25 protein-coding genes are annotated in these 26,907 nt (G+C 72.1%); 21 read left to right on the top strand and 4 right to left on the bottom strand.

All coding sequences use genetic code 11. The features are described from left to right. The first annotated feature begins 153 nt into the window (after nt 1–153). The 4 genes from QL987_RS05070 (at nt 154) to dapF (ending at nt 4,351) form a co-directional block, all read left to right on the top strand. Nucleotides 154–882: a regulatory protein RecX gene (locus tag QL987_RS05070; RefSeq protein WP_290156564.1), complete on the top strand. Its 729-nt coding sequence runs from the start codon at nt 154–156 to the stop codon at nt 880–882. A 73-nt stretch (nt 883–955) separates the two neighbouring features. Continuing rightward, nucleotides 956–2,464: a tRNA (N6-isopentenyl adenosine(37)-C2)-methylthiotransferase MiaB gene (gene miaB, locus QL987_RS05065; protein WP_290156561.1), complete on the top strand. Its 1,509-nt coding sequence runs from the start codon at nt 956–958 to the stop codon at nt 2,462–2,464. Then, nucleotides 2,451–3,464 carry a tRNA (adenosine(37)-N6)-dimethylallyltransferase MiaA gene (miaA, locus tag QL987_RS05060; protein WP_290156559.1) on the top strand — a complete coding sequence of 338 codons (1,014 nt, stop codon included), beginning with the start codon at nt 2,451–2,453 and terminating at the stop codon, nt 3,462–3,464. The genes miaB and miaA overlap by 14 nt, the downstream gene beginning before the upstream one ends. Next, on the top strand, nt 3,461–4,351 hold the full coding sequence (gene dapF, locus QL987_RS05055) for a diaminopimelate epimerase (protein ID WP_290156556.1): 891 nt from the start codon (nt 3,461–3,463) through the stop codon (nt 4,349–4,351). The genes miaA and dapF overlap by 4 nt, the downstream gene beginning before the upstream one ends. A 179-nt stretch (nt 4,352–4,530) precedes the next feature. Here the strand turns inward: dapF and QL987_RS05050 are convergent, their stop codons facing one another. Next, a complete protein-coding gene (locus QL987_RS05050) occupies nt 4,531–5,142 on the bottom strand; it encodes a methyltransferase (protein ID WP_290156553.1) in 612 nt (203 codons plus the stop codon). Nucleotides 5,143–5,203: 61 nt separating this feature from the next. Between QL987_RS05050 and hflX the strand changes: the two genes are divergently transcribed. Continuing rightward, nucleotides 5,204–6,748: a GTPase HflX gene (gene hflX, locus QL987_RS05045; RefSeq protein WP_111075530.1), complete on the top strand. Its 1,545-nt coding sequence runs from the start codon at nt 5,204–5,206 to the stop codon at nt 6,746–6,748. Between the two features lie 173 nt (nt 6,749–6,921). On the opposite strand, the gene lexA is transcribed toward hflX, so the two are convergent. Then, a complete protein-coding gene (gene lexA, locus QL987_RS05040) occupies nt 6,922–7,566 on the bottom strand; it encodes a transcriptional repressor LexA (protein ID WP_111075492.1) in 645 nt (214 codons plus the stop codon). A gap of 256 nt (nt 7,567–7,822) precedes the next feature. Here lexA and QL987_RS05035 point away from each other — a divergent pair, with 256 nt between their 5' ends. The 16 genes from QL987_RS05035 to QL987_RS04960 all read left to right on the top strand — a co-directional run bounded on the left by QL987_RS05035 (nt 7,823) and on the right by QL987_RS04960 (nt 23,094). After that, on the top strand, nt 7,823–8,185 hold the full coding sequence (locus QL987_RS05035) for a LysM peptidoglycan-binding domain-containing protein (protein ID WP_111075491.1): 363 nt from the start codon (nt 7,823–7,825) through the stop codon (nt 8,183–8,185). 96 nt (nt 8,186–8,281) lie between these two features. Further along, nucleotides 8,282–9,388 (top strand): histidinol-phosphate transaminase, encoded by a 1,107-nt coding sequence (locus QL987_RS05030; RefSeq protein ID WP_253462341.1) that lies wholly within the window; start codon nt 8,282–8,284, stop codon nt 9,386–9,388. Beyond that, nucleotides 9,385–9,987: an imidazoleglycerol-phosphate dehydratase HisB gene (gene hisB / locus QL987_RS05025; protein WP_290156549.1), complete on the top strand. Its 603-nt coding sequence runs from the start codon at nt 9,385–9,387 to the stop codon at nt 9,985–9,987. The genes QL987_RS05030 and hisB overlap by 4 nt, the downstream gene beginning before the upstream one ends. Then, on the top strand, nt 9,984–10,622 hold the full coding sequence (gene hisH, locus QL987_RS05020; protein ID WP_111075489.1) for an imidazole glycerol phosphate synthase subunit HisH: 639 nt from the start codon (nt 9,984–9,986) through the stop codon (nt 10,620–10,622). Before hisB ends, hisH begins: the two co-directional genes overlap by 4 nt. Before the next feature lie 20 nt (nt 10,623–10,642). Beyond that, on the top strand, nt 10,643–11,389 hold the full coding sequence (priA, locus tag QL987_RS05015) for a bifunctional 1-(5-phosphoribosyl)-5-((5-phosphoribosylamino)methylideneamino)imidazole-4-carboxamide isomerase/phosphoribosylanthranilate isomerase PriA (RefSeq protein WP_111075488.1): 747 nt from the start codon (nt 10,643–10,645) through the stop codon (nt 11,387–11,389). 4 nt (nt 11,390–11,393) lie between these two features. Further along, nucleotides 11,394–12,215 (top strand): SseB family protein, encoded by an 822-nt coding sequence (locus tag QL987_RS05010; protein WP_290156545.1) that lies wholly within the window; start codon nt 11,394–11,396, stop codon nt 12,213–12,215. A gap of 127 nt (nt 12,216–12,342) precedes the next feature. Beyond that, on the top strand, nt 12,343–13,221 hold the full coding sequence (locus QL987_RS05005) for a ParA family protein (RefSeq protein ID WP_221850583.1): 879 nt from the start codon (nt 12,343–12,345) through the stop codon (nt 13,219–13,221). Then, nucleotides 13,169–14,098 (top strand): ScpA family protein, encoded by a 930-nt coding sequence (locus tag QL987_RS05000; RefSeq protein WP_253462349.1) that lies wholly within the window; start codon nt 13,169–13,171, stop codon nt 14,096–14,098. The genes QL987_RS05005 and QL987_RS05000 overlap by 53 nt, the downstream gene beginning before the upstream one ends. Continuing rightward, nucleotides 14,088–14,828, top strand: a complete 741-nt coding sequence (gene scpB, locus QL987_RS04995; RefSeq protein WP_290156542.1) for an SMC-Scp complex subunit ScpB — start codon at nt 14,088–14,090, stop codon at nt 14,826–14,828. Before QL987_RS05000 ends, scpB begins: the two co-directional genes overlap by 11 nt. A 1,336-nt stretch (nt 14,829–16,164) precedes the next feature. Further along, nucleotides 16,165–16,917 carry a pseudouridine synthase gene (locus QL987_RS04990; protein WP_252727797.1) on the top strand — a complete coding sequence of 251 codons (753 nt, stop codon included), beginning with the start codon at nt 16,165–16,167 and terminating at the stop codon, nt 16,915–16,917. Between the two features lie 118 nt (nt 16,918–17,035). Beyond that, on the top strand, nt 17,036–18,175 hold the full coding sequence (locus QL987_RS04985) for a prephenate dehydrogenase (RefSeq protein WP_290156540.1): 1,140 nt from the start codon (nt 17,036–17,038) through the stop codon (nt 18,173–18,175). 164 nt (nt 18,176–18,339) lie between these two features. Continuing rightward, entirely contained in the window at nt 18,340–19,035 is a 696-nt protein-coding gene (gene cmk, locus QL987_RS04980) for a (d)CMP kinase (RefSeq protein WP_111075528.1), read from the top strand. A 72-nt stretch (nt 19,036–19,107) separates the two neighbouring features. Next, nucleotides 19,108–20,628, top strand: a complete 1,521-nt coding sequence (der, locus tag QL987_RS04975; protein WP_221850587.1) for a ribosome biogenesis GTPase Der — start codon at nt 19,108–19,110, stop codon at nt 20,626–20,628. Between the two features lie 57 nt (nt 20,629–20,685). Further along, on the top strand, nt 20,686–21,492 hold the full coding sequence (locus QL987_RS04970) for a hypothetical protein (protein WP_290156537.1): 807 nt from the start codon (nt 20,686–20,688) through the stop codon (nt 21,490–21,492). 158 nt (nt 21,493–21,650) lie between these two features. Then, a complete protein-coding gene (locus QL987_RS04965) occupies nt 21,651–22,178 on the top strand; it encodes a hypothetical protein (RefSeq protein ID WP_221850589.1) in 528 nt (175 codons plus the stop codon). Between the two features lie 40 nt (nt 22,179–22,218). Beyond that, nucleotides 22,219–23,094, top strand: a complete 876-nt coding sequence (locus QL987_RS04960; RefSeq protein WP_221850590.1) for an oxidoreductase — start codon at nt 22,219–22,221, stop codon at nt 23,092–23,094. A 38-nt stretch (nt 23,095–23,132) separates the two neighbouring features. Here the strand turns inward: QL987_RS04960 and QL987_RS04955 are convergent, their stop codons facing one another. Both QL987_RS04955 and QL987_RS04950 read right to left on the bottom strand, forming a co-directional pair. Continuing rightward, complete coding sequence (locus tag QL987_RS04955) at nt 23,133–25,274, bottom strand: RecQ family ATP-dependent DNA helicase (RefSeq protein WP_290156532.1); 2,142 nt, start codon at nt 25,272–25,274, stop codon at nt 23,133–23,135. A 128-nt stretch (nt 25,275–25,402) separates the two neighbouring features. Beyond that, nucleotides 25,403–26,878: a hypothetical protein gene (locus QL987_RS04950; protein WP_290156531.1), complete on the bottom strand. Its 1,476-nt coding sequence runs from the start codon at nt 26,876–26,878 to the stop codon at nt 25,403–25,405. Nucleotides 26,879–26,907 lie beyond the last annotated feature (29 nt).

Here is a 26,907-nt window from a genome sequence, read left to right as displayed (position 1 = left end):
ACCGACCTGTTCGGTGCGCGGTCCCGTCGCGGTTCGTCCACTGCCGGGTCCCGCGCCGCAGGCCCGGACTCGGCCGGCCCCGCAGACGCGTCTCCGGGATACGACAGGACCGCTGGTGCTGACGCCGGCACTGGTGCTGACGTCAGCGCTGGCGTGGAAGTCGACAGCGCCGACGCGGACACCCCGGTGCCGCTGCCGATCCGCGGGGCACAGTCCGAGTGGCTGTCTCCCGTGGTCGGCGACGGCTCGGGGCGGACGGCTCGTGCCGAGCAGAGCGGGTACGACGGCGAGGAAGCCGACGCTCCGACCGCCTCGGTCTTCTCGATCACCGGCGGGGAGATCGACCCCGCTGACGCACCGCGGCCGCTCGACGAACAGCGTGCGGACGCCGAGCGCATCAGCATGCGAGCTCTGAGTCGTCGCGGGGTCAGCACCTCCGAGCTCCGGACGATGCTCGTCAAGCAGGACGAGTTCGACGCCGACGTGATCGAGCACGAGATCGAACGGCTGACGCGGGTCGGGCTCCTCGACGACGTGGCACTGGCGACCGACCTGGTCGACCGGATGCACGCGCGGAAGGGCCTGGGCCGGCAGGCGATCGTCGCCGACCTCCGGCGCCGGGGGATCGACCAGACGGCGATCGACGCCGCGCTCGAAGCCGCCGCCGACGACGAGGACGACGAGTTCGTCCGTGCGCTCGACCTGGCCGCCAAGCGTGCCGGACAGATGCGTGGACTGGACCGGGCGACCGCCGAACGTCGGCTGTCCGGGTTCCTGATGCGCAAGGGCTACAACGGCGGGGTCGTCCGCGTCGCCGTCGAGCGGGCACTCGACGGCCCGCGGCGTCCGCCGACCGGGGGCGGGACCGTCCGCTTCGAGTAGGGCGCGACGCGTGACGACGGCCGGGGCGGACGCGCTCCGGCCGTCGTCGTCCCCGGACCTACACTGGTCGATCATGGACACCGTCGCCGCGCGCCCGCGTACCTACGAAGTGCGCACGTACGGGTGCCAGATGAACGTGCACGACTCCGAGCGACTGAGCGGCTCCCTCCGCGCCGCCGGGTACGTCGACGCTGCGGCCTCGGGGTCCGAGCACGAGCAGGCCGACGTCGTCGTCATCAACACCTGCGCGGTCCGCGAGAACGCCGACAAGCGCCTCTACGGCAACCTCGGCCGCCTGGCGTCGATCAAGCGCGACCACCCGGGCATGCAGATCGCCGTCGGGGGATGTCTGGCGCAGAAGGACAAGGACGTCATCCTCGAGAAGGCGCCCTGGGTCGACGTCGTCTTCGGTACGCACAACATGGGGTCGCTGCCGACCCTCCTCGAGCGTGCCCGGCACAACGGCGAGGCACAGCTCGAGATCCTCGAGTCGCTCGAGGTCTTCCCGTCGACGCTGCCCACCAAGCGGGAGTCGACCTCCAGCGGCTGGGTGTCGATCTCCGTCGGCTGCAACAACACCTGCACGTTCTGCATCGTGCCCTCGCTGCGCGGCAAGGAGAAGGACCGCCGGCCGGGTGACGTCCTGGCCGAGATCCAGGCCCTCGTCGACGACGGCGCGATCGAGGTCACCCTGCTCGGGCAGAACGTGAACTCCTACGGGGTGGAGTTCGGGGACCGCCAGGCGTTCGGCAAGCTGCTCCGCGCCACCGGGCAGATCGCCGGTCTCGAGCGCGTGCGCTTCACCAGCCCGCACCCGGCCGCGTTCACCGACGACGTCATCGCCGCGATGGCGGAGACCCCGAACGTGATGCCGCAGCTGCACATGCCGCTGCAGTCCGGGTCTGACCGGGTGCTCAAGGCGATGCGCCGCAGCTACCGCAGCGAGCGGTTCCTCGGCATCCTCGACCGGGTGCGGGCGGCCATCCCGCACGCCGCGATCTCGACCGACATCATCGTCGGCTTCCCCGGCGAGACCGAAGCCGACTTCCAGGACACCCTCCGGGTCGTCGAGCAGGCCCGCTTCGCGACAGCGTTCACGTTCCAGTACTCGATCCGCCCCGGCACCCCGGCGGCGACGATGGACGAGCAGCTGCCGAAGCAGGTCGTGCAGGAACGGTACGAGCGACTCATCGCCTTGCAGGAGCGCATCACCGCCGAGGAGAACGCCCGGCAGGTCGGCCGGACGGTCGAGGTCCTGGTCGCCACGGGTGAGGGCAAGAAGGACGACACCACGCACCGGCTGTCCGGCCGCGCGGAGGACTCCCGGCTGGTGCACTTCGCGGTGCCGGCCGGGTCCGACGTCCCGCGGCCCGGCGACGTCGTCTCGGTGGAGATCACCCGAGCGGCGCCGCACTTCCTCCTCGCGGACTCGGACGCCCCGCTCCGCATCCGGCGCACTCGGGCCGGCGACGCCTGGGACACCGCGCAGGCCGAGTCCTGCGGCGTCCCGACCCCGACCGTCGCCGGCGAGGGGCCCCGCCCGGTGTCGCTCGGCCTCCCCACGCTCCGTGTCGGCCGCTGACCCGAGCGGCGACGCCCCGGTCGTCCCCGGAACCCCGGCCGGCCCCGGCGCCTCCCTCGTCCCGGTCGCCCCCCTCGTCGCCGTAGTCGGGGCGACCGGTACCGGGAAGTCCGAGCTCGCCCTCGACATCGCCGAACGGTACCGAGCGCAGGGACGACGGGCGGAGATCGTCAACGCCGACGCCATGCAGCTCTACCGCGGCATGGACATCGGGACGGCGAAGGTCCCCGAGTCCGAGCGACGGGGCATCCCGCACCACATGTTCGACGTCCTCCGGGTCACCGACGAGGCCAGCGTCGCCGCCTACCAACGCGACGCCCGTGCCGTCATCGCCGACATCACGGACGACGGCGGGTTCGCGGTCCTCGTCGGTGGCAGCGGGCTGTACGTCTCGTCGGTGCTGTTCGACCTCGCGTTCCCGGGCACCGACCCCGTCCTCCGCGAAGAGCTCGAACGTGAGCACCGCGAGCGTGGGCCGAACGTCCTCCTCGAGCGGCTCCGAGCCCTCGACCCGGAGGCCGCCGCCTTCATCGACGCGAGGAACCCGCGCCGCCTGATCCGCGCCGTGGAGATCGCGAGCCGGTCCGACCGCGTCACCCCGAGCCTCCCGTCCGCCCCGCGGTCCTGGCGGCCGGCCCACGTCCTGCACCTGCGCCGTGACCGCGAGCAGCTCGTCGACGCGCTGCGCGTGCGGGCCGAGCGGATGTTCGCCGACGGACTGGTCGACGAGGTCGCCGCACTCCGCGACGAGGGGCTCGAGCAGGGCCCCACGGCCCGCGCCGCGATCGGCTACGCGCAGGCGCTGCAGGTGCTCCGCGGCGAGGCGAGCGTCGCACAGGCCATCGAGGCGACCAGCATCGCCACCCGCAAGTACGCCCGTCGGCAGGTGTCCTGGTTCAAGCGCTACGTCGACGGCGACGCCACCCACGTCGAGACGCTCGACGTCACCGGCGCCGGCACGGCGGAGCTGTCCGAGCTGGCCCGTAGGATCGTCCCGTGACCGAGCTGCACTTCACCAAGGGCCACGGGACCGGCAACGACTTCGTCCTGTTCGCCGACCCCGACGCCACGGTCGACCTGACCCCCGACCGGATCCGCGCCATCGCCGACCGTCGGTTCGGAGTCGGGGCCGACGGCGTCATCCGTGCAGTGCGGTCCGACGCGATCCCGGAGGGGCGGGCGATCCTCGCCGAGGACCCCGACGCGACCTGGTTCATGGACTACCACAACGCCGACGGCTCGGTGGCGGAGATGTGCGGCAACGGCATCCGGGTCTTCGCCCGCTACCTGACCGAAGCGGGGCTCGTCGACCTCGAACCGGGGCGCACGCTGACGGTCGGCAGCCGGAAGGGCGTCGTCGACATCCAGCGCTCCACGAACGAGTTCGCCGCGGACCTCGGACGCTGGGGCCTCGGCATCGAGGGTGGGGGATCGGACGACGTCCTGGTCCGGGCCAAGGCCCTGCCGAACGCACGACCCGGCCTGGGCATCGAGGTCGGCAACCCGCACGTCGTCGTCGCGGTCGCCAGCGAGGACGAACTCGCCGGCATCGACCTCACCTACATCCCGGTCCTCGACCCGGCACCGGCCGCGGGGGCGAACGTCGAGTTCGTCCTGCCGGGCGACCCGCTGGTCACCGACGGCGTCGGCGAGATCACCATGCGCGTGCACGAGCGCGGCAGCGGGGAGACGCTGTCCTGCGGAACCGGCGCGGTGGCCGCGGCGCTCGCCACGCGGTACTGGGCCGGAGCGTCGGCGCCGAACACGTGGCGGGTCCGCGTGCCGGGTGGCGTGCTCACGGTGCGCATGACGGCGACGGAGGACGGCGAGCACGTGTCGCTCGCCGGGCCGGCCGAGCTGGTGTTCTCGGGGGACCTGACGGTCTGAGTTCCGTCCCACCCGATGCGACGGGCTGCGGCGCGGTCCCGATGTCGAGTTGCGGCGCGGCCGTCTCGACGTCGGGTGGCGGTGGTGCCGGACGGGAGGCCCCGATCACCCGGGCCGACGTCGCTGCGGTGATCCGCGCCTCCAGACCGTGACCGCGTGACCGCGCGGCGCGCGCCCCGTCAGGCCGTGCGGTGCACCTGGATGACGCGGAAGCCCTTGTCGGTCGTCGCGCGCGTGACCGTGAAGCCGTCGCCCAGCATCTGCTGCAACCAGCGCTGCAAGGAGTCCCCACCGAGGTCCTTCGACACGACCAGCCAGGCGTCGCCGCCCACCGCCAGGCGGGGGATCCAGGTGTGGAGGATGTCGTGCAGTTCGTCCTTGCCGACCCGGATCGGCGGGTTCGACCAGATCGTGGCGAAGGTCCGGTCCGCCGGGATCTCCGTCGGCAGCCCGACGGTGACGTTGTCCGCACCGGCGGTGGCCGCGTTCGTCCGCGCCAGGTCGAGGACGCGCTCGTTGACGTCGACGCCCCAGACGTGGGCGTCCGGCGACTGCAGCGCCATCGTGATCGCCAGCGGACCCCAGCCGCAGCCGACGTCGAGCAGGTCACCGTCGACAGCCGGAGCGGGCACGTTCTGCAGCAGCACGCTCGTGCCGCGGTCGATGCCGTCGGGACTGAAGACGCCCGCCGCGGTGGTGAGTTCGAGGGTCCGACCGGCGAGGGTCACCCGGATCTGCCGCGGTCGTGCCGCGCTCTCCGGGGTGGCCGAGAAGTAGTGGTCGTTCGCCATGGAAGAACCGTACCGGGAACCCCGTGTGTCCCGAGGCCTCCGGAGGTACCCTGTGGACAGCATGACGGATACCCATCAGCAGGACGAACAGACCATCCACGACGACAGCGCCGACGGTGTCGTCGAACGAGTGCTGCGCAACGCCGACCAGCGCGCCGCCTCCTCCATCTTCGCGCCGGCACAGGCGATCCAGACCCGCTCGATCGACGAGCAGGGCTGGGACGGCGACGGCGAACAGTACGACCGCGAGGACCGCGCGGCGCTGCGCCGGGTCGGCGGCCTCTCCACCGAGCTCGAGGACGTCACCGAGGTCGAGTACCGGCAGCTCCGGCTCGAGCGGGTCGTCCTGATCGGCGTGTACCCGCAGGGCGACGCCACGGACGCCGAGAACTCCCTCCGCGAACTGTCGGCCCTCGCCGAGACCGCCGGCGCCGTGGTGCTCGACGGGCTGCTGCAGCGCCGTCCGAACCCGGACCCGGCGACCTACCTCGGCAAGGGCAAGGCCCAGGAGCTCGCGATGGTCGTCAAGGCCACCGGAGCCGACACGGTCATCGCCGACACCGAGCTCGCACCCTCGCAGCGCCGTGCGCTCGAGGACGTCGTGAAGGTCAAGGTGATCGACCGCACGGCTGTCATCCTCGACATCTTCAGCCAGCACGCCTCCACCAGAGAGGGCAAGGCGCAGGTCGAGCTCGCGCAGCTCCAGTACCTGCTGCCGCGTCTGCGTGGTTGGGGTGAGTCGATGTCCCGACAGGCCGGTGGTCAGGTCTCCGGCGGTGCAGGTATGGGCTCCCGTGGCCCCGGTGAGACCAAGATGGAGCTCGACCGCCGCAAGATCCACACGCGGATGGCGAAGCTCCGACGACAGATCGCCGGCTTCACCCCGGCGCGTGAGGCGAAGCGTGCGGAGCGCAACCGCAACGAGGTCCCCAGCGTCGCGATCGCCGGCTACACCAACGCCGGCAAGTCCTCGCTGCTCAACCGCCTGACGAGCGCGGGCGTGCTCGTCCAGAACCAGCTGTTCGCGACGCTGGACTCGACGGTCCGTCGCACGAACACCGCGAAGGGCCGCGAGTTCACGTTCACCGACACCGTCGGGTTCGTCCGCAACCTGCCGCACCAGCTGGTCGAGGCGTTCCGCTCCACCCTCGAAGAGGTCGGCGACGCGGACGTCATCGTGCACGTGGTCGACGGCTCGCATCCGGACCCGGCAGCGCAGCTCGCCACGGTGCGTGAGGTCATCGGTGACGTCGGTGCCCGGGACGTGCCCGAGGTCGTCGTCTTCAACAAGGCCGACCTGGTCGACGACACCCAGCGGATGCTGCTGCTCGGGCTCGCGCCGGACGCCGTGTTCGTCTCCGCCCGCACGGGCGAGGGGATCCCGGACCTGCTCGAGGCGATCGAGGCACGTCTGCCCGAGCCGGACGTCGAGCTCACGGTCGTGGTGCCGTTCTCGCGCGGCGACCTCGTGTCGCACCTGCACGACTCCGGCGCGGTCGAGTCGCTCGACTACGTGGAGGAGGGCACGCGCCTCCGGGTGCGCGTCTTCCAGCGGGAGGTCGCGGAACTCGACCCGTACGTGGTCGCGCCGGTCGCCTCCGCCTGACGGCGGGCTTGACGGACGGGAGGCGCGGTGCCAGCTGGCACCGCGCCTCCCGTCGTCTCGCTGGTTCCGGCCGGCGCTGGTTCGCGCCCGCGCTGGTTCGCGAAACGCAACGAAGGCGGCTCCCCGCAACGTCGTGCCGTTGCGAGGAGCCGCCGTCGTTGCGTCTTGCGGGGTCAGAGGGAGCGGAGGACCGCCACCACCTTGCCGAGGACGGTCGCCGCGTCGCCGAGGATCGGCTCGAAGGCGGTGTTGCGGGGGAGCAGCCACGTGTGGCCGTCGCGCTGGCGGAAGACCTTGACGGTCGCTTCCTCGTCGAGCATCGCAGCGACGACGTCACCGTTCTCCGCCGTCTGCTGCGACCGGACGACGACCCAGTCCCCGTCGCAGATCGCGGCGTCGATCATCGACTCACCGACGACCTTGAGCATGAAGAGGTCACCCGTCCCGACCAGCTGACGGGGGAGCGGGATGATCTCGTCGACGTGCTGCTCGGCGGTGATCGGGACACCGGCGGCGATGCGGCCGACCAGCGGCACGAGCGTCGTGGCGTCGACGTCGGGGCCGTCGGAGTCGGGCGTGGGCTCGTCCACCAGGACCTCGAGCGCACGGGGGCGGTTCGGGTCGCGGCGGATCCAGCCACCGAGCTCGAGCTGCCCGAGCTGGTGGGACACGCTCGACAGTGACGAGAGCCCGGCCGCGTCGCCGATCTCGCGCATGCTCGGCGGGTAGCCCCGGCTCGCGATCGACGCTCGGATCGCGTCGAGGATCGACTGCTGCTTCGCCGTCAACGGTTTCTGTCCGCGCAGTTCGTCCACCACGTCTCGCCCTTCGTCCGGAGTGGAACCGAGCCCCGCGGGAATGTCAGTGGTCCCGATGAGACTTGCTCCAGTCGATCGAAACAGTATCCGACCGTGACATGTCGGACAAACACCTGTTCGAGCGTGTCGCAAGAAAACTCCCCACAAATCCCCTCCTGGGGGTTGTGCATCCTCCGAGTCGAACGTATGTTCGGTACACGGCTTCGGACGACCAACACGGTCGGACCGGCACCATCGCAAGCAGGAAGGCAACGACATGAGCACCAACGCCATCGCGGACATGCAGCACACCGCAGCACCCGCAGCGCGCACGCGCCTCCGTCTCACCCGTCGCGGGCGAGTGGTCTTCACCACTCTCGCGGCCGTGCCCGTCCTGCTCTGCGTCGGCATCGCGATGCTCAACGGTGGCCAGGCCTCGGCCGGTGACCGGGCGGCGAACGTGCACTTCGACACCGTGACGATCCAGCCGGGGGAGACCCTGTGGCAGGTCGCCGAGGACACCGCGCCGAACACCGACCCCCGTGACTTCATCCAGGACGTCGTGAGCCTCAATGCGCTCAACGGTTCCGCGGTGCAGGCCGGGCAAGAGATCTCGATCCCCACGCAGTACGAGCACTGACCCGCTCCCGACGGGCCGGGCAGGTCGGCGTTCGCCCCTGGCGTGACCGTCCGGACGGCCGGTCCCCACGCGGGCAGCGCGGCCTACGATGGATCGGTGGCAACCACGCTCGAAGACCTCCCCATCCGCGACGACCTGCGCGGGCAGAGCCCCTACGGCGCCCCGCAGAAGCACGTCCGCGTGCAGCTCAACGTCAACGAGAACACCCATCCGGTGCCGGTGGACGTGGCAGAGGACATCGTCGCCTCGATCCGCCAGGCCCTGACAACCGTGAACCGGTACCCCGACCGCGAGTTCACCGAGTTGCGGCAGTCCCTCGCCGGGTACCTCGGCCACGGCCTGGGTGCTGAGTCGATCTGGGCGGCGAACGGGTCGAACGAGGTCATCCAGCAGCTGCTGCAGGCGTTCGGTGGCCCCGGGCGCAGTGTGCTCGGCTTCCCGCCCACCTACTCGATGCACTCGATCATCGCCTCGAGCACTGGCAGCCGATGGATCGCCGCTCAGCGTGACGACGAGTTCCGCATCTCTCCCGAGACCGCCGTCTCCGCGGTCCAGGAGCACCAGCCCGACCTGGTGTTCCTCTGCGGCCCGAACAACCCGACGGGGACGCCGCTCGACCTCGCCACGATCGAGGCCGTGTACGACGCCACCGACGGCATCGTGATGGTCGACGAGGCCTACGCCGAGTTCATGCCCGCCGGCCAGCCGACGGCACTGACCCTGCTGCCGGGGCGCCCGCGCCTGGTGGTCTCCCGGACGATGAGCAAGGCCTTCGCGTTCGCCGGCGCCCGCGTCGGTTACCTCGCAGCAGACCCCGCGGTGATCGACGCCCTGCGCCTGGTCCGCCTGCCCTACCACCTGTCCGCGCTCACCCAGGCGGCGGCGGTCGCGGCACTCCGGCATGCCCCGGAGATGCTCCGCATGGTCGACGACATCCGCGGCCAGCGGGACCGGATGGTCACGGAGCTGCGGGCGATGGGCTACCAGCCGCACGAGACGTGGTCGAACTTCGTCCTGTTCGGTGGCGTCGCCGACCCGCGTGCGGCGTTCGAGTCGCTGCTCGAGCGCGACGTGATCGTCCGCGACCTGGGCATCCCGAACCACCTCCGCGTCAGCGCCGGCACGACCGAGGAGACCACCGCGTTCCTCGACGCCATGCGTGCGGTCGCCGCCGAGCAGCCGCCCGTTAGGGTTGGATCATGACCGCGCGCACCGCCGAGATCACCCGCTCGACGAGTGAGTCGACCGTCTCCCTGTCGCTCGACCTCGACGGCACCGGGAAGTCCGAGATCTCGACCAGCGTGCCGTTCTTCGACCACATGCTGACCGCGTTCAGCAAGCACTCGCTGATCGACCTGCGCGTGCAGAGCTCGGGCGACACGGACATCGACGTGCACCACACGGTGGAGGACACCGGCATCGTCCTGGGGCAGGCGCTCCGCCAGGCACTCGGCGACCGTGCCGGCATCGGCCGCTACGGCGACGCTCTGGTCCCGCTCGACGAGGCTCTGGCGCAGGCGGTCGTCGACGTCTCCGGCCGCCCGTACCTCGTGCACAGCGGGGAGCCGGCGGGCTTCGAGTTCCACCGGATCGGTGGGCACTTCACCGGTTCGATGGTGCGTCACGTGTTCGAGGCGATCACGATGAACGCCGGCATCACCGTCCACCTCCGCGTCCTCGACGGACGCGACCCCCACCACATCGCGGAGGCCGAGTTCAAGGCCTTCGCCCGCGCGATGCGCCGTGCCGTCGAACTCGACCCGCGCGTCGACGGCATCCCGTCCACGAAGGGCACGTTGTGAGCTCCACCCGCCCGAACGTCGTCGTCCTCGACTACGGCTCCGGCAACGTCCACTCGGCGGCGAAGGCACTGGAACGCGCCGGCGCCGACGTCACGCTCTCGAACGACAAGCAGACGGCCCTCGCCGCCGACGGACTCCTGGTCCCCGGCGTCGGAGCGTTCGCGGCCGTCGTCGACCAGCTCGAGGGGGTGCGCGGCGGTGAGATCGTCGACCACCGCCTGGCCGGTGGGCGCCCGGTGCTCGGCATCTGTGTCGGAATGCAGGTCCTCTTCGCCCGTGGGGTCGAGCGCGGCGCCGACGTCGAGGGCCTCGGGCAGTGGCCGGGTGTCGTCGAGCCGATCAAGGCCGATGTTCTGCCGCACATGGGGTGGAACACGATCGACGCCCCCCAGGACTCGGTGCTCTTCGACGGTCTCCGCGACGAGCGGTTCTACTTCGTGCACTCCTACGGGGTCACCGACTTCCCGCTCGACGCCTACGGTCCGTTCCGCGCGCCGAAGCTGACGTGGGCCGAGCACGGGGAACGCTTCATCGCCGCCGTCGAGAACGGCCCGCTGAGCGCGACGCAGTTCCACCCGGAGAAGTCCGGCGAGCCCGGCATCCGCCTCCTCCGCAACTGGGTCTCGTCGCTGTGACCCCCGATCCCGACGGGACCATGACCGAGCTCTCCACCACCCAGCCCCTCGTCCTCCTGCCCGCGGTCGACGTCGTCGACGGCCAGGCGGTGCGCCTCACCCAGGGCGAAGCCGGCAGCGAGACGGGGTACGGCGACCCGGTCGCCGCCGCCCGCACCTGGCGTGACCAGGGCGCGGAGTGGATCCACCTCGTCGACCTCGACGCCGCTTTCGGTCGCGGTGACAACCGACGCGTCATCGCGCACGCCATCCGGGAGGTCGAGGGGGTCTCCGTCGAACTCTCCGGTGGCATCCGCGACGACGCCTCGCTCGAGGCCGCGCTGGCGACCGGTGCCGCCCGGGTCAACCTCGGCACCGCTGCGCTCGAGAACCCCGAGTGGGCGGCCCGCGTGATCGGGCAGTACGGCGAGCAGATCGCCGTGGGCCTCGACGTCCGCGGCACCACCCTGGCCGCCCGCGGGTGGACCGAGGACGGCGGCGACCTCTGGGAGGTCCTCGACCGGCTCGAGGACGCCGGATGTGCCCGGTACGTGGTCACCGACGTGACCAAGGACGGCACGCTGCAGGGCCCGAACGTCGACCTGCTCCGCCAGGTCTGTGACCGCACCGACCAGCCCGTGGTGGCCTCGGGCGGCATCTCGACACTCGACGACCTCCGTGCGCTCCGCGAACTCGTGCCGCACGGGCTCGAGGGCGCGATCATCGGCAAGGCCCTGTACACGGGGGCGTTCACGCTGCCGGCCGCACTCGACATCGCGTCGGAGTAGCCGCGTGTCGGGCATCTCGAACGGCCGGGGTGCCGGCCCGGACCCCGATGAGCAGGCAGCGCCTGCCCACGACCACGCGGCCGACTCCGCCGGCAACCCGTGGGCCGGCCGCACGTTCGATGCGCACGACACGACCTTCACCGAGGACGACGGCCTGGCCGATCCCGCCGTCGTCGCCGCGATCACCGCGGTCGCGTCCGGAGGACCGCACGCCGCGGTCGTCGACGCCCTCCGCACCGCCCGCCTGCTCATCCCGCTCGTCGCCGAGGCCGGCGACGTCGGGGAGACCCCCGACGGCCGGATCGTCGACAAGACCCAGGAACTCTCGATCGTCACGGTCGCCGGTCCCGACGGTCGTGCGGTGATGCCCGCCTTCACCTCGGTCGAGGCGATGCGCTCCTGGGACGCGGACGCCCGCCCGATCCCGGTCGAGTCCCGCCGTGTCGCGATGGCCGCCGCGAGCGAGGACACGCAGCTCGTCGTGCTCGACCCGACGGCAGCGACCGAGTTCGTCCTCCGCCGTCCCGCGGTGTGGGCGCTCGGCCAGGACCTGCCGTGGACGCCGTGCTCCGAGGACCCGGAGGTCGCGCGGGCCTTCGCCGGCACGATCGAGACCGAGCCCGCCGTGGTCCGGATCGAGCTGTCCCCGGGCGACCCGCTGTCGCGGTTCGCCGGGCCCGAGCTGACCGTCGGCCTCCGACTCATCGCCGGCCTCGACCGCGAGCAGATCGCCGAGCTGGTCGGCCGCCTGCAGCAGCGGTGGGCGAGCGACCCGGTCATCGCGGAACGGGTCGACAGCATGCGCGTCGCCCTCCGCGCCGCCTGAACGGCGCGGGGACCGGAACCGGGCGCGGTCGGACACAGCCGGGAGGCGCGCCCTCCGTCCGCCCCGACCCGCACCCCGCGCGGCGGTGCGGCCCGACCCCGTGCGAGCGCGCCGGTACGATGGCCCGGTGAGCAGCATCCCGACGACAGCCTCCGGCACCGGCGACATCGTCACGGGTCCGACCGGTCGGCCCGTGCGGGCGTTCCCCGTGCCGGAAGAGCTGGACGGCCACGGTCCCGCACGCATCATCTCCCTGTGCAACCAGAAGGGCGGGGTCGGCAAGACCACCACCGCCATCAACCTCGGCGCCACGCTCGCCGAGTACGGCCGCCGTGTGCTGGCCGTCGACTTCGACCCGCAGGGTGCCCTGTCCGCCGGCCTCGGTGTCCGGACGCACGACATCCCCACGGTCTACGACCTGCTGATGGGCGCCGTGAAGGACCCGAACCAGGTCATCCAGCCGACGAACGTGCCGCTGCTCGACGTCATCCCCGCCAACATCGACCTGTCCGCGGCCGAGGTGCACCTGGTCAACGAGGTCGCCCGCGAGCAGATCCTGGCGAGCGTGCTGCGGAAGGTGTCGAACGACTACGACGTCATCCTCATCGACTGCCAGCCGTCGCTCGGCCTGCTCACCGTGAACGCCCTCACCGCGGCGCACGGCGTGCTCATCCCACTCGAGTGCGAGTTCTTCGCGCTGCGCGGTGTCGCCCTGCTCATCGAGACGATCGACAAGGTGCGGGACCGGCTGAACCCGGCGCTGCTGCTCGACGGCATCCTGCCGACGATGTACGACTCGCGGACCCTGCACTCGCGGGAGGTCATGGAGCGCGTCGTCGAGACCTTCGGCGACCGGGTCCTCGACACCGTCATCGGGCGCACCGTGAAGTTCCCGGACGCGACCGTCTCGGCGCGACCGATCACGCAGACGGCTCCGGACCACGCTGCGGCCCATGCCTACCGGCAGCTGGCCCGAGAGCTCGTCCAGCGTGGCGCCGTCGCCTGAGGACCCGGCCACGAGCCTCCCGTCCGACCCGGCCGGACACGCCGACAGCGCGACCGACGCGCCGGTCGGCACCACGACGGCACCCGGGTTCCGGGTCCGTCTCAGCAACTTCGACGGACCGTTCGACCTGCTGCTGTCGCTCATCGCGAAGCACGAGCTGGACATCACCGAGGTCGCCCTCAGCGTCGTCACCGGCGAGTTCATCGCGTACGTGCGGCAGGCCTCGTCGAGTGAGGAACTCGACGAGGCGAGCGAGTTCCTGGTCGTCGCCGCGACCCTGCTCGACCTGAAGATCGTCGGTCTGCTGCCGCAGGGTGAACTCGTCGACGCCGAGGACGTGGCCCTGCTCGAGGCCCGCGACTTGCTGTTCGCCCGACTGCTGCAGTACCGGGCGTTCAAGCAGGCGGCGGACTGGTTCGGCGACCGCTGGGGTGCCGAGTCGCGACGCCACGTGCGGAGCGTCCGGCTCGAGGAGCGGTTCCGCGCCCGGACGCCGGAACTCGTCTGGACGCTGTCCGTGCAGGACTTCGCGGCGATGGCGGCGCTGGCCTTCGCACCGCGGGAGATCCCGACCGTCGGACTCGACCACCTGCACGCCCCCGCGGTCAGCATCCGGGAGCAGGCGGCCATCGTGGTGTCGGTCCTCCGCACCCGCGCCGACGAGGGTACGCCGGACGTCACGTTCCGGGAACTCATCGCCGGGGTCGACCAGGCGGGTATCGTGGTGGCTCGTTTCCTCGCGATCCTGGAGCTGTACCGGAACGCCTCCATCTCGTTCGAACAACTCGAACCGCTCGGGGAACTGGTCCTCCGGTGGACCGCGCTCGACTGGACGGACGAGAGCCTCGCGAACCTGGGAGCCGACTATGACGGATGACGTGCACGCGCACGGCGCTCGGTCGCGCGCCGGGGGATCCGCCGAGCCGGGCGGGGCGGACGAGATCGAGGACGCCCGTGCGCTCGAGGTCGAGCTGCGCGGCGCCGCAGCCGCCCCGGCCGCAGGCGCCACGGACGCGCCCGCAGACCTGCCCGTCGACGTTCCCGTCGACCGGCAGCTCGAAGCGATCCTGATGATCGCCGACCAGCCGCAGTCCCTCGTCGCCCTCGCCGCCGCGGTCGGTGCACCGGTCCCGGTCGTCCGGCAGGCCGTCGACCGTCTGGTCGCCGACTTCGACGGCGTCGACGGCACCGTTCGCCGCGGCTTCGAACTGCGCGAGGTCGGCGGCGGTTGGCGCTTCTACGTCCGTGCCGAACTCGACGCCGTCGTCGAGCAGTTCGTCGAGGCGGAACGTCCCGCGCGCCTGTCGCAGGCGGCCCTCGAGACCCTCGCCGTGGTCGCCTACAAGCAGCCGATCACCCGCTCCCAGATCGCCGCGATCCGGGCCGTCAACGTCGACGGCGTGGTCCGCACGCTCGTCGCGCGCGGCCTCATCGAGGAGTCGTTCACCGACTCCGAGACCGGCGCGATCAACTACGTCACCTCCGAGTTGCTGCTCCAGCAGCTCGGCATCAACTCGCTCGACGAGCTTCCGCTCATCTCGCCCCTCCTGGAGGACGGCGCGGACGGTTTCGGGCAGACCGGAAGGATCCCCGATGGCCGGGTTTGACCAGAACGACCGTGCACGACGAGACGACGACCGCCGCGGCGGGTCCGGACGTCCGGGCGGTGACCGGCCGGGAGGCGCGGGGCGCCGCGACGACGCACCCCGCGGACGCGACGGGGCCGGCTCCGGCGGGTACCGTGGGCGCGACGACCGGGCCGGTGGCGGCGACCGTGGTGGGTACCGCGGGCGTGACGAGCGTGGCGGCGACCGTTCCTCCGGCGGGTACCGCGGGCGCGACGACCGGGCCGGTGGCAGCGAGCGTGGTGGGTACCGCGGGCGTGACGAGCGTGGCGGCGACCGTCCCACGGGTGGGTTCCGTGGGCGCGATGACCGCGGCGGCGACCGTCCGACCGGTGGGTTCCGTGGGCGTGACGAGCGTGGTGGTGACCGTCCGACCGGTGGGTACCGCGGGCGCGACGAGCGCAACGGCGGTGACCGTCCGACCGGTGGCTTCCGTGGCGGCGACGACCGCAGCAGTGGTGGGTACCGCGGGCGGGACGACCGTTCCGCCGGTGGGTTCCGTGGCCGCGATGACCGTGGTGGGGACCGTCCGACCGGTGGGTTCCGTGGGCGTGACGACCGTGGTGGTGACCGTCCGACCGGTGGGTTCCGTGGGCGCGACGAGCGCGGCGGTGACCGTCCGACCGGCGGGTACCGTGGCGGCGACGACCGCAGCAGTGGTGGGTACCGCGGGCGGGACGACCGTCCCTCCGGCGGGTACCGCGGACGTCCCGAGCGCGACACGCGCGGCGCCGACCGACGCAGCGACGACCGTGGCGGCTTCGTGAGCCGTGACGACGACCGCGGCCGCTTCGTGCGCCGCGACGACGCCGGCGACCGCCGGACCAGTGACAGCCGGACCGGTGGACGCGACGACCGTGGTGGCTACCAGGGACGCGACTCCCGTGACTCCCGTGGTGGCCGGGACGAGCAGCGTGGTGGGTACCAGGGACGTGACTCCCGCGGCGGCCGTGACGACCGCGGTGGCCGCGACGACCAGCGCGGTGGGTACCGCGGGCGTGACGACCGCGGAGCCTCCCGTCGTCCGGACGACCGTGGCGCCGAGCGCGGTGCCGACCCCCGCCGCGAGGACCGTCGCAGCCCGGACGGTGCCCCGAGCAGCGTGTGGCACAACGGCCGCCGCTACGTCGGTGGCACGACGAGCCCGCGCAACGACCCCGCACGCAAGCGGACGACGCCCCTCCCGGCCGGGGAGCGCGACGACGCCGGGCGCCCCGCCGAGGGCACGCCCGAACGCCCGATCATCCCCGACTGGGACCCGGCGGACGGGACGACGACCGCCGGGGGCGAGCCGGACCTCCAGGAAGGCGGTGAGCGCCTGCAGAAGGTGATCGCCGCTGCCGGTGTGGCGAGCCGTCGAGTCGCGGAGAACCTGATCTCCGAGGGCCGCGTGACCGTGAACGGCGAGGTCGCCGACATGCTCGGTCGTCGCGTCGACCCGGACACCGACGAGGTCGCGGTCGACGGGGTGCCCGTGCAGACCGACACCTCCCGGCGGTACGTGGTCCTCAACAAGCCGACCGGTGTGGTCTCGAGCATGCAGGACGAGCACGACCGTCCCGACCTTTCGCAGTACGTCGACCAGTTCGAGGAGCGCCTGTTCAACGTCGGCCGACTCGACTTCGACACCGCCGGGCTGCTCATCCTGACCAACGACGGCGGGCTCGCCCACGTCCTGGCGCACCCGTCGTTCGGCGTGACGAAGACCTACGTCGCGAAGGTCGACGGCAACATGGTCCCCTCGACGCTGCAGATGCTGCTCGAGGGCATCGAGCTGGAGGACGGCCAGATCGCCGCCGACAAGGCGCGGCTGCTCGAGTCCTCGCGTGGGGAGTCGCTCGTCGAGATCACGCTGCACTCCGGCCGCAACCGGATCGTCCGCCGCATGCTCGAAGCGGTCGGACACCCGGTCCTCGAGCTCGTGCGCCGGTCGTTCGGACCGCTGCAGCTCGGCAGTCTGGCGCCCGGCGAGGTGCGCGAGCTGACCACGGTCGAGCTCGGCAAGCTGCTCGGCATCGCCCGGACCGCGGACACCCGAACCGGCGACGACGACGCGGAGAGCACGGACTGACGATCGGTCGACCGTCGCGGACCGACCGCGACACGGACGGCTCCGGGCCCGGTGGGGACTTCTCCACAGGCCCGGCGCCGTCCTGCTGCCGGGCACCTGCGCTCGATAGGCTTGCCGGGTGACCGACGCCAGCACGACCGCGACCGACGGACAACCGTCGCGCGCCGACATCGACCGCCGTGTGCGCGGACCGGTGCGGATCGTCGGGACCGGACTGCTCGGTGCCTCGATCGGCCTGGCCCTGCGCGACAAGGGGGTGGAGGTCGTCCTCGACGACGTCTCCCCGGCCGCGTTGGCGCTCGCCGTCGACTACGGCGCCGGACGACCGCCGGCAGCGGGGGACGAACCGGAACTGATCGTGGTCGCCGTGCCGCCGGACGTCACCGCGACCGTCGTCGAGCGTGAACTCCGCAACCACCCGAACGCCGTCGTCACCGACGTCGCCAGCGTCAAGTCCGGGCCGCTCGACCGCCTCCGCGCCGTCGGTGCGGACGTCTCGCGGTACATCGGTTCGCACCCGATGGCCGGCCGCGAACGCAGTGGTCCGACCGCCGCCCGCGCCGACCTGTTCATCGGTCGTCCCTGGGTCATCGCCGGCCACGACGACATCAGCCACCAGCGTGCAGCCGTGGTCGAACACCTGGCGCTCGACCTCGGGGCGACGGTCGTCCCGATGGACGCCGAGTCGCACGACCGGGCGGTCGCGGTCGTCTCCCACGCGCCGCAGCTGGTCGCGACGCTGATGGCCTCGCGCCTCCGCGACGCCCCCGGCGAAGCCCTCGGCCTGGCCGGCGGTGGTGTCCGCGACGTCACGCGCATCGCCGCGAGCGACCCGGGCCTGTGGGTGCAGATCATCGGTGCCAACGCGGAGCACATCCGCCCGGTGCTCGCCGACCTCCGTGACGAACTCGACCGGGTGCTCACCGCGCTCGCCGACCCCGCCGCGGCCGGGTCCCCGCGCGCCATCGCCGAGACGATGGCGTCGGGCAACCGCGGCGTCGAGCGACTGCCCGGCAAGCACGGGTCCACCGCACGTTTCGCCCAGGTCGTCGTCCTGATCGACGACCGACCCGGGCAGTTCGCCGAACTCCTCACCACCATCGGGGAACTCGGCATCAACCTCGAGGACCTGCGCCTCGAGCACTCGCCCGGAGCGCAGATCGGCATCGTCGAGGTGTCGGTCGTCCCGGAGCACGAACAGCGACTCGTCGAGGAACTCGAGGGTCGCGGATGGAGGATCGCAGCAGCATGGGCCTGAACGACAACGACACCACGCTCGAGTCCGGCGTCACCGGCGGCCCGGACGCCCCCGACTCCGGTCTGCCGACGCCGGCCGACCAGCCCGGACCCCTCGGCGGCGGCGACGTCACCGGCGGCCCGGGCGGACAGGGCGGCGGCGAACTCGGTTCGACGCGCGACCCGATGCCGGCCGGTCTGCCCGCCGGCGCCTTCGTGGCGAAGTTCGTCATCGCCGTCGACGGTCCCGCCGGCAGCGGCAAGTCCAGCGTGTCCCGTGCTGCCGCCCGCGCGCTCGGCTTCGGCTACCAGGACACCGGTGCCGCCTACCGCGCACTCGCCTGGCATGCACTGCAGCAGGACGTCGACCTGGACGACCCCGCCGCGGTCGTCGCCGCCTTCGACTCGTTCGACTACGCCATCGGTACCGACCCCGACGACTACTTCGTGCGGGTCGGCGGGGTCGACGTGACGGACGCCATCCGCACCCCCGACGTCACCGCGGCGGTGGCGCACATCGCGAAGCTGCCGGAGGTCCGGGCCAAGCTCGTCTCGCTGTTCCGCCAGGTCATGCGGATGGCCGAGGGACAGGGCATCATCACCGAAGGACGCGACATCACCACGGTGGTCGCACCCGACGCCGAAGTCCGGATCCTGTTGACGGCCGACGAATCCGTTAGGATGGCACGTCGGTCGGCAGAGGTCACGACGCAGTCGGCCGAAGAGACCTCGGCTGCCCTCGCCCGTCGGGACGCTGCCGATGCGAAGGTCGTCGACTTCATGAACGCCGCCGACGGTGTCACCACCCTCGACTCCACCGACCTCGACTTCGACCAGACCGTGCAGGCGGTGGTCGACCTGGCCCGCTCGGCCACGAACTGACAGCAACCCGGCCACACGGCCGCACCTGAACCACGAACACGCGGCCCACCGGCCGCCGGCAAGGAAACCACCATGGCGCAGCTGGACGACCGAAGCGACGACGACTTCCCCGAGTACGACGACTCGCTCGGAGAGCGGCTCGCCGGCATCGACGACGCCGAAGCGGACCAGCGTGCAAGCGCGCTCCGCGTCGGTCTCGACGAGTACGACCTGGACGACGAGGACCTCGCGCTCCTCGAAGCCGGCAAGCTCGGCGTCGACGGGGTCGCGTACCTGCCGGCACTGCCGGTGCTCGCGATCGTCGGCCGCCCGAACGTCGGCAAGTCGCAGCTCGTGAACCGCATCCTCGGTCGCCGTGAAGCCGTCGTGCAGGACACCCCCGGTGTCACCCGCGACCGCGTCAGCTACAAGGCCGAGTGGAACGACAAGCGCTTCACCATCGTCGACACCGGTGGGTGGGAGCCCGACGCCAAGGGCATCAACGCCTCGGTCGCCGCCCAGGCCGAGGTCGCGATCGACCTCGCCGACGCGGTGCTGTTCGTCGTCGACGTCACGGTCGGCATCACCGCCACCGACGAGCACGTCGTCAAGATGCTGCGCGGCACCGACCGTCCGGTCATCGTCGCGGCGAACAAGTCCGACGACGAGCGCCGCGACCTCGAGGCGTACTCGCTCTGGAACCTCGGTCTGGGTGAGCCGCACCCGGTCTCTGCCCTGCACGGCCGTGGCGTCGCGGACCTCCTCGACCTCATCATCTCGACGCTGCCGGACGTGTCCGCGGTCGCCAAGCAGGAGATCGGCGGCCCCCGTCGCGTCGCCATCCTCGGCCGCCCGAACGTCGGCAAGAGCTCGCTGCTGAACAAGGCCGCCGGCGAAGAGCGCGTCGTGGTCAACGAGCTCGCGGGTACGACCCGTGACCCGGTGGACGAGCAGATCGAACTCGGCGGCAAGACCTGGCGCTTCGTCGACACCGCCGGCATCCGGAAGCGCGTGCACCTGCAGCAGGGTGCCGACTTCTACGCCTCGCTCCGCACCACCGCCGCACTCGAGAAGGCCGAGGTCGCGGTCGTCGTCCTCGACGTCACCGAGCCGGTGTCCGTGCAGGACCTCCGCATCATCGACCTGGTCCTCGAGTCCGGTCGTGCGCTGGTGCTGGCCTACAACAAGTGGGACCTGTTGGACGACGAGCGCCGCCGCTACCTCGAGCGCGAGATCGAGCAGGACCTGGCGCACGTCGCCTGGGCCCCGCGCGTGAACATCTCCGCCCGCACCGGCCGTCACCTCGAGAAGCTCGTGCCCGCCCTCGAGACCGCTCTCGAGTCGTGGGACACCCGCATCCCGACCGGCAAGGTCAACGCCTTCGTCGCCGAACTGGTCCAGGAGCACCCGCACCCGGTCCGCGGTGGCAAGCAGCCCCGCATCCTGTTCGCCACGCAGGCGTCGAGCCAGCCGCCGACGTTCGTGCTCTTCACCTCGGCGTTCCTCGACCCGCAGTACCGCCGGTTCATCACCCGGCGTCTCCGCGAGGTCTGGGGCTTCGACGGCACGCCGATCGTGGTCAACATGCGAGTGCGCGAGCGCCGGAAGCGCTGATCGGCCATGTCCGCGCCACGAGGGGAGCGATCGACGTCACGACGTCGATGGCCCCTCGTGGCCGGGCTCGTGCTGCTCGTCGTGGTCGCGGCCGGAGCGGTCGCGCAGTGGTCCTCCCCGGACGGCGGGACGTCGGCGTCGGCTCCTGACCCGTCCTCGGACGCGGACGGCACGGGGATCGCGGACGACGCCGGGATGTCGATCGGCCACGGGTTGATCCCCGACGAGCCGACGACACCCGCCACTGACAGGTCGGCCCGGGGCCGCTCGGCGGTCGACGGCGGCACAACACCCGACGACGGCCGGTCGAGCGACGTCGCCCCGGCGACCGGTGTCGACAACGACGGCGCGGGCAGCCCGAGCAGCGACCCGACCGGCACCACGAGCGTGGTGGACGCTGCAACCGGGCTCCCGGTCGACGCGGCACAGGCCGCAGGCCCCTGGTGGCGACGCGCCCTGCCGATCGCGGGCGACCTCGTCCCGATCCGCGGCGAGGTCCGCGGGAACGTCCGGCTCGAGGTCGTCGGGGAGCAGGTCGTCCAGGTCGTCCTCACCGGCGTGCAGGTGACGGCGAGCCCCGATCCGACCGGGTCGGTGAAGCCTGGGTCGACTGCTTCGCCACGGCCGCACATCGGCGCGGTGCGCGTCGAGCTGTCCTCGAGCGATGTCATCGGCACCGAACGGGCGCAGTGGACCGGCGACGACGTCCCCGCCGACTTCGGCACCTTCACCCCGGACGGCGAACACACCGTGCTGGTCATCGTCGACCCGCAGGACCTGCCACCCGTGGTGCACTCCGTGCTGCTCGTCGACGCCGACACCGGGGACCTGCTCGGCGGCGCCGAGCTCCTGCCCGTCTTCTGACCGAGGACGTGTGGCGGGGGAGGGCGTGCCTCCAGACCGACCGGACCGGCGTCGGACCGGCGAGACGGGTCGTTGTCGGACTGGTGAACCGGCGGGACTCTCAGCCGTCCGGGAGGCCCGTGGCAGCGCCGCGCCGCCGGATACGGCACCATGGGACGGTGACGCAGCGACCCTCCGGCCTGGCAGCGACCGCTGACCGGGCGTGGAACCGGCTCCGCCTGGACCGCCTGGCCGGCGGCCGGCAGGGCGGCTACGTCATCCGCGAGGACATGCTCGCCCACCCCGACACGGTCCGCTCGTTCCGGTGGATTCGGTGGCTGCTCGTCGCCGAGACCGTCGTCGGCCTGACCGCGATCGTCGTCGCCGTGCTGCTGACCCGCGCCGGAGAGACGGTGCCGTGGGCGGTCTGGTTCCGGGCGACGGTGGTGCTGCTCATCACCCTGACGCTCTACGTGTTCGCGTGGCGGGCGCAGCTCGGCTACTACTGGGCGTACCAGCGGCTGCGGCTGTTCAGCCGGATCTTCCCGATCGTGACGCTGGTGATCGCGGCGATCCCGGGCCTCTACCCGTTCTGGATGGTCATCGAGCAGATCGTGTTCTCGGTCCTGATGGTGGGGATCGGCGACGTGCTGACGAGCGACCACATGCGGCTCACGTTCCCGAAGCCGGTGCGCCGGCAACCGTAGGCCCCGGGCAGATGCAGCACCGAGGAGCATCGTGGGGTCCATGACCACGACATCGCTCCCCGGCGGCACGTTCCGCCTCGCCGACGACCTCGAACTCACCCGCGTCGGGTACGGCGCCATGCAGCTCGCCGGACCCAACGTGTTCGGTCCGCCCGCCGACCGCGACGAGGCGCTCCGGGTGCTCCGGACCGTTGTCGAACTCGGCATCACCCACATCGACACCGCCGAGTTCTACGGCCCCCACGTCACGAACGAGCTCATCCGCGAAGCGCTCGCGCCCTACGGGGACGACGTGCACCTCGTCACGAAGGTCGGCTCCGTGCGGGACGGCAAGGGCAACTGGGTGCCGACCCGACAGCCCGACGACCTGGTGGCGCAGGTGCACGAGAACCTCCGCACGCTCGGGCTCGAGCAGCTCGAGGTCGTGAACATCCGGATGGGCGGGTTCGACGCCCCGGAGTCCGGCTCGATCGCCCCGCAGGTGGAGGCGCTCGCCCGACTGCAGGAGGAGGGGCTCGTCCGCCACATCGGACTGTCGACCGTCAGCGCCGAGCAGCTCGCCGAGGCGCAGAGCTACGTGCCGATCGTCTGCGTGCAGAACATGTACAACGTGGCCCGCCGGGAGGACGACGCCCTCGTCGACCTCACCGCGTCACAGGGGATCGCGTACGTGCCGTACTTCCCGCTCGGTGGGTTCTCGCCGATCCAGTCCGGGGCGCTCGACCGGGTCGCGGAGCGCCTGGAGGTGTCGCGCCTGACGGTGGCGCTGTCGTGGCTGCTCCAGCGGTCGCCGAACATGATGCTGATCCCGGGGACGTCCTCAGTGGACCACCTGCGGGACAACGTGGCATCGGCCGGGTTCGCGCTGCCGGACGACGCCGTCGCCGAACTCGACGCGATCGGGTCCGCCGCGTAAGGCTCAGACGCCGGCCGCCGGCCGCCGGCCGCCGGGCGTCAGGCGACGGTGGCGAGGGCGAAGGGCAACACGGCCGAGGCTCCGGCCCGTCGGAGTTCCCGCCCCGCCACCGTCATCGTCCACCGGCTGTCGACCAGGTCGTCGACGAGCAGGACCGGCCCCTCGTGCACCTGCAGTGCGGCCGCGAGTTCCGGTCCGACGACGAAGGTGTCCCAGACGCCCGACAGTCGGTAGGCGCTGTTCGTCGCACCGTCGCCCCGCGGTGTCCCACCGTCGCGGTCGAGGGTGCCGAGGTGCTGCAGCCGCCCGATCGAGGACAGCGCCTGGGCGAGCGACGTGACGAGCTGCGGCCGGGAGCGCGAGGACATCGCGACGACCCCGGTCGGGCGGGTCTCCCACGGCCAGTCCTTGAGCGCGCGGACGCAGCCGTCGACGAGTTCGCGGGACACCGGTGCGTCCGGGGTGGCGTTCGCGAACAGAGCGCGGAGCGGCCCACCCCAGCCGAGGTCGGTCAGTCGGGCGACGGCACGCCCCGGGGCGACGAGTTCGCCGGCCGGGATCTTGCCCTTCACCGCGACGCCGAGCGACGCCATGCCCGAGGGCCACTGCGCACGCGGGGCGATCTCGACGCCGACCTGGTCGAGGGCGTTCGCGGCCCCCGTGCGGTCGGCGTCCGAGACGTCCGTCGGGTACCAGGCACCGGCGCAGTTGTCGCACCGCCCGCAGGGTTCGGCGGTCGGGTCGTCGAGGTCCTGCTGGAGCAACTGCATCCGGCACGCACTGGTCGACTCGTAGGTGAGCATCGACGCGGCCTCGGCAGCGCGGGCAGCGGCGACCCGCTCGTAGCGTGCGGCGTCGTACTCCCATGGTCGACCGGTCGCGACCCAGCCGCCACCGACCCGACGCACGGCGCCGTCGACGTCGAGCACCTTGAGGAGCAGTTCCAACGTCGACCGCTTGATGTCGACGAGCCCTTCGAGCGCGACGGTCGACATGGCGCTGTCGGTGGAGAGCGCTCCGAGCACGGCGGAGGCGCGGGACTCGGTCGGCATCGACGCGCTGGCGAAGTACTGCCAGATCTCCTGGTCCTCACGCCCCGGCAGCAGCAGCACGTCGGCGTTGTCGGTGGCACGCCCGGCGCGACCGATCTGCTGGTAGTACGCGACCGGGGAGGACGGTGCGCCGACGTGGACGACGAAGCCCAGGTCGGGCTTGTCGAACCCCATGCCGAGCGCGCTGGTCGCCACGAGCGCCTTCAGCTCGTTGTCCTTCAGCTGCCCTTCGAGCTGCTCGCGTTCGTCGTTGTCGGTCCGGCCGGTGTAGGCACGGACGGCGTACCCGGACTCGCGGAGGAGCCGGGCGATGTCCTCGGCCGCCGAGACGGTGAGCGTGTAGATGATGCCGCTACCGGGCAGGTCGCCGAGGTGGGCGAGCAACCAACCGAGGCGGGCGCGGGCGTCGGGCAGCGTCAGCACCCCGAGCCGCAGTGAGGCGCGGGCGAGCGAGCCGCGGATGGTGAACACCGGGTCCTCGGGGCCGGCGGTCAGCTGTTCGGCCACGTCCTCGACCACGCGCTCGTTCGCGGTGGCCGTGGTCGCGAGGACGGGCACGCCGTGCGGCAGGGACCGGATGAGCTCGGCGAGACGTCGGTAGTCCGGCCGGAAGTCGTGGCCCCAGTCGGAGATGCAGTGGGCTTCGTCGACGACGAGCATGCCCATCCGTCCGATCAGCGCCGGTAGCTGTTCGTCGCGGAACTTCGGGTTGTTCAGCCGCTCGGGGGAGACCAGCAGCACGTCGACCTCGTCACGGGCGAGGGCGGCCTGGGTCTCGGTCCACTCGTGGGCGTTCGCGGAGTTGATCGACACCGCTCGGACCCCGGCCCGGGCCGCGGCGGCGACCTGGTCGCGCATCAGGGCGAGCAGCGGCGACACCAGGACGGTCGGACCGCCGCCCCGACGGCGGAGCAGCAGGGTGGCGAGGAAGTACACGGCGGACTTGCCCCACCCGGTGCGCTGCACGACGAGCGCCCGCTGCCGGTGCTCGACCAGCGCGGAGATGGCTTCGAGCTGTCCGGGGTGGAAGACCGCGTCAACCCGACCAGTCAGTGCCTGCAGGGCCTCGTGCGCCTCGGCCGCGACGGCAGCGGACGGCGGGACGGGGGAGGCAGCAGGTGAACTCATGCCCCCATGCTGTCAGGACCGACCGACGAACCCGGCACCTCCCTCGCAGGCTCGGTCGGCGCGCCCCGCGCAACGCTTCGCGTCGCCGCTGAGCGGGGCGCGCCCTGCTGTGGAGAACCCGCGCCCGCTCACTGGTAGGTGACCAGCGACGGCGTCGGCTGCACCTCGGACATGGTCTGTTCCGGCGTGAGCATCGGGGTGTCCTCGTCGTAGAAGTTCTTCCAGCCCCAGTGCAGTCCGTCCGGTCCGCCGGCGTGCAGCGCCTTCCACGTCGCCTGCTTGTCCGGCTGCGACCCCTGCCCGTCGACGTGCACGAGCAGGTCGAGCTCAGGGTGGGACGCCAGCGCGTCACGGTCGGACACCATCGAGGACCGGAACTGGTGCAGGACGAGTGCCTTCGGCGGCAGCCCCTCGCGTCGGACGAGCCCGGCGAGCCACTCCGACACGCCGTTCACCTCTGCGGCGCTGACCGTGCCGATCTGCTGGAGCGGCACCTGGTCCGGGCCGAGCCGCCACTCGGGGTCGAGCGCCAGCCACACGTCCGGACGCTGCAGCAGCGACTCGTACCGCTTCGCCTGCGACAGGAAGTCGCTGCGCCCGGGCTGCAGGTCGATGATCGTCGGCATGCCCGCCCGGTGCGCGGCATCGACGTACGGCTCGAGGGTCGACACCGGGAGCTCCCGCGAGTAGTCGCCGTCGTCCCCGGCCTCGCCCGCCGCGACCGTCGCGATCACCTCGAACGCGGGCGTCACCGGCACGTCCGACAGGCCGCGGTACTCCGCCGCCAGCTTCCGGGCCCGCTCGACACTCGCGGCCGGGTTCTGCTCGCCGAGGACGCCGAGCACCGGAGCCCCGGGCGCGCCGTACAGGGCCGTGTAGCGGTGTCCGTCGAACGGCCGCTGCCCGCCCGAGCCGATCCGGTACCCCGTCTGCGCCGCCCGCACCACCCACTCCGGGTCCCCGAGGTCTGCGAAGGACGCGCCGAGCAACAGCGTCGGATGGCCCGCCGCCCGGTGCATCGCCCGCACGACGGACCCCGACGCAGCCGGGTCCGACACGCCCGAGGGCATCTCCACCAGCTGAGCGCCGGCAGCCCGGGCGGTCGCCACCGCGGCAGCGTCGGCCGACCGGTCCGCGACGAGCACCGTCTGCCGGGAGGCCCGCCCCGCCTCCGCCTTCCGGCCCGCCTCCGGTGCGTCCCGCTCCGGCACCTGAGTGTCGAGGGTCACGCTCCCGACAGCCTGGTACCAGGACGCTCCGAGCCGCTCGAGCTCAGCGGCCACGGACTTCGTCGCTGCCGTCGAGCCGGAGTCGACGAGCAAGGCCGGCACGTGCGCGCGGACCGCGGCGCTCGCTGCCTCGCGCACGGCGTCGGCGTTCCCGGCCGGTGCGACGACGGCCCCGGGAGCAGACCGGAACAGGGCACGACTCGCCCGGACCGACCGCTCTGCGGCCGACTCCTGTGCCACCACCGTCACGGCGTCCGACGCAGCGCGGGCCAGCGTCGGGCGCGGGGCCAGCGTGGCACCCGAACAGGCGGCCACCCCGAGCACGAGACCGGCCACAGCGAGTGCGAGCAGGGAACGGGCAGGACGAGAACGCATCGGCCCACCCTAGGAGCCGAGCGGTCGTC

The organism is Curtobacterium sp. APC 4022 (genome assembly GCF_030407555.1).
Lineage (GTDB): Bacteria > Actinomycetota > Actinomycetes > Actinomycetales > Microbacteriaceae > Curtobacterium.
This window is presented reverse-complemented; position numbering and strand designations above follow the sequence as displayed.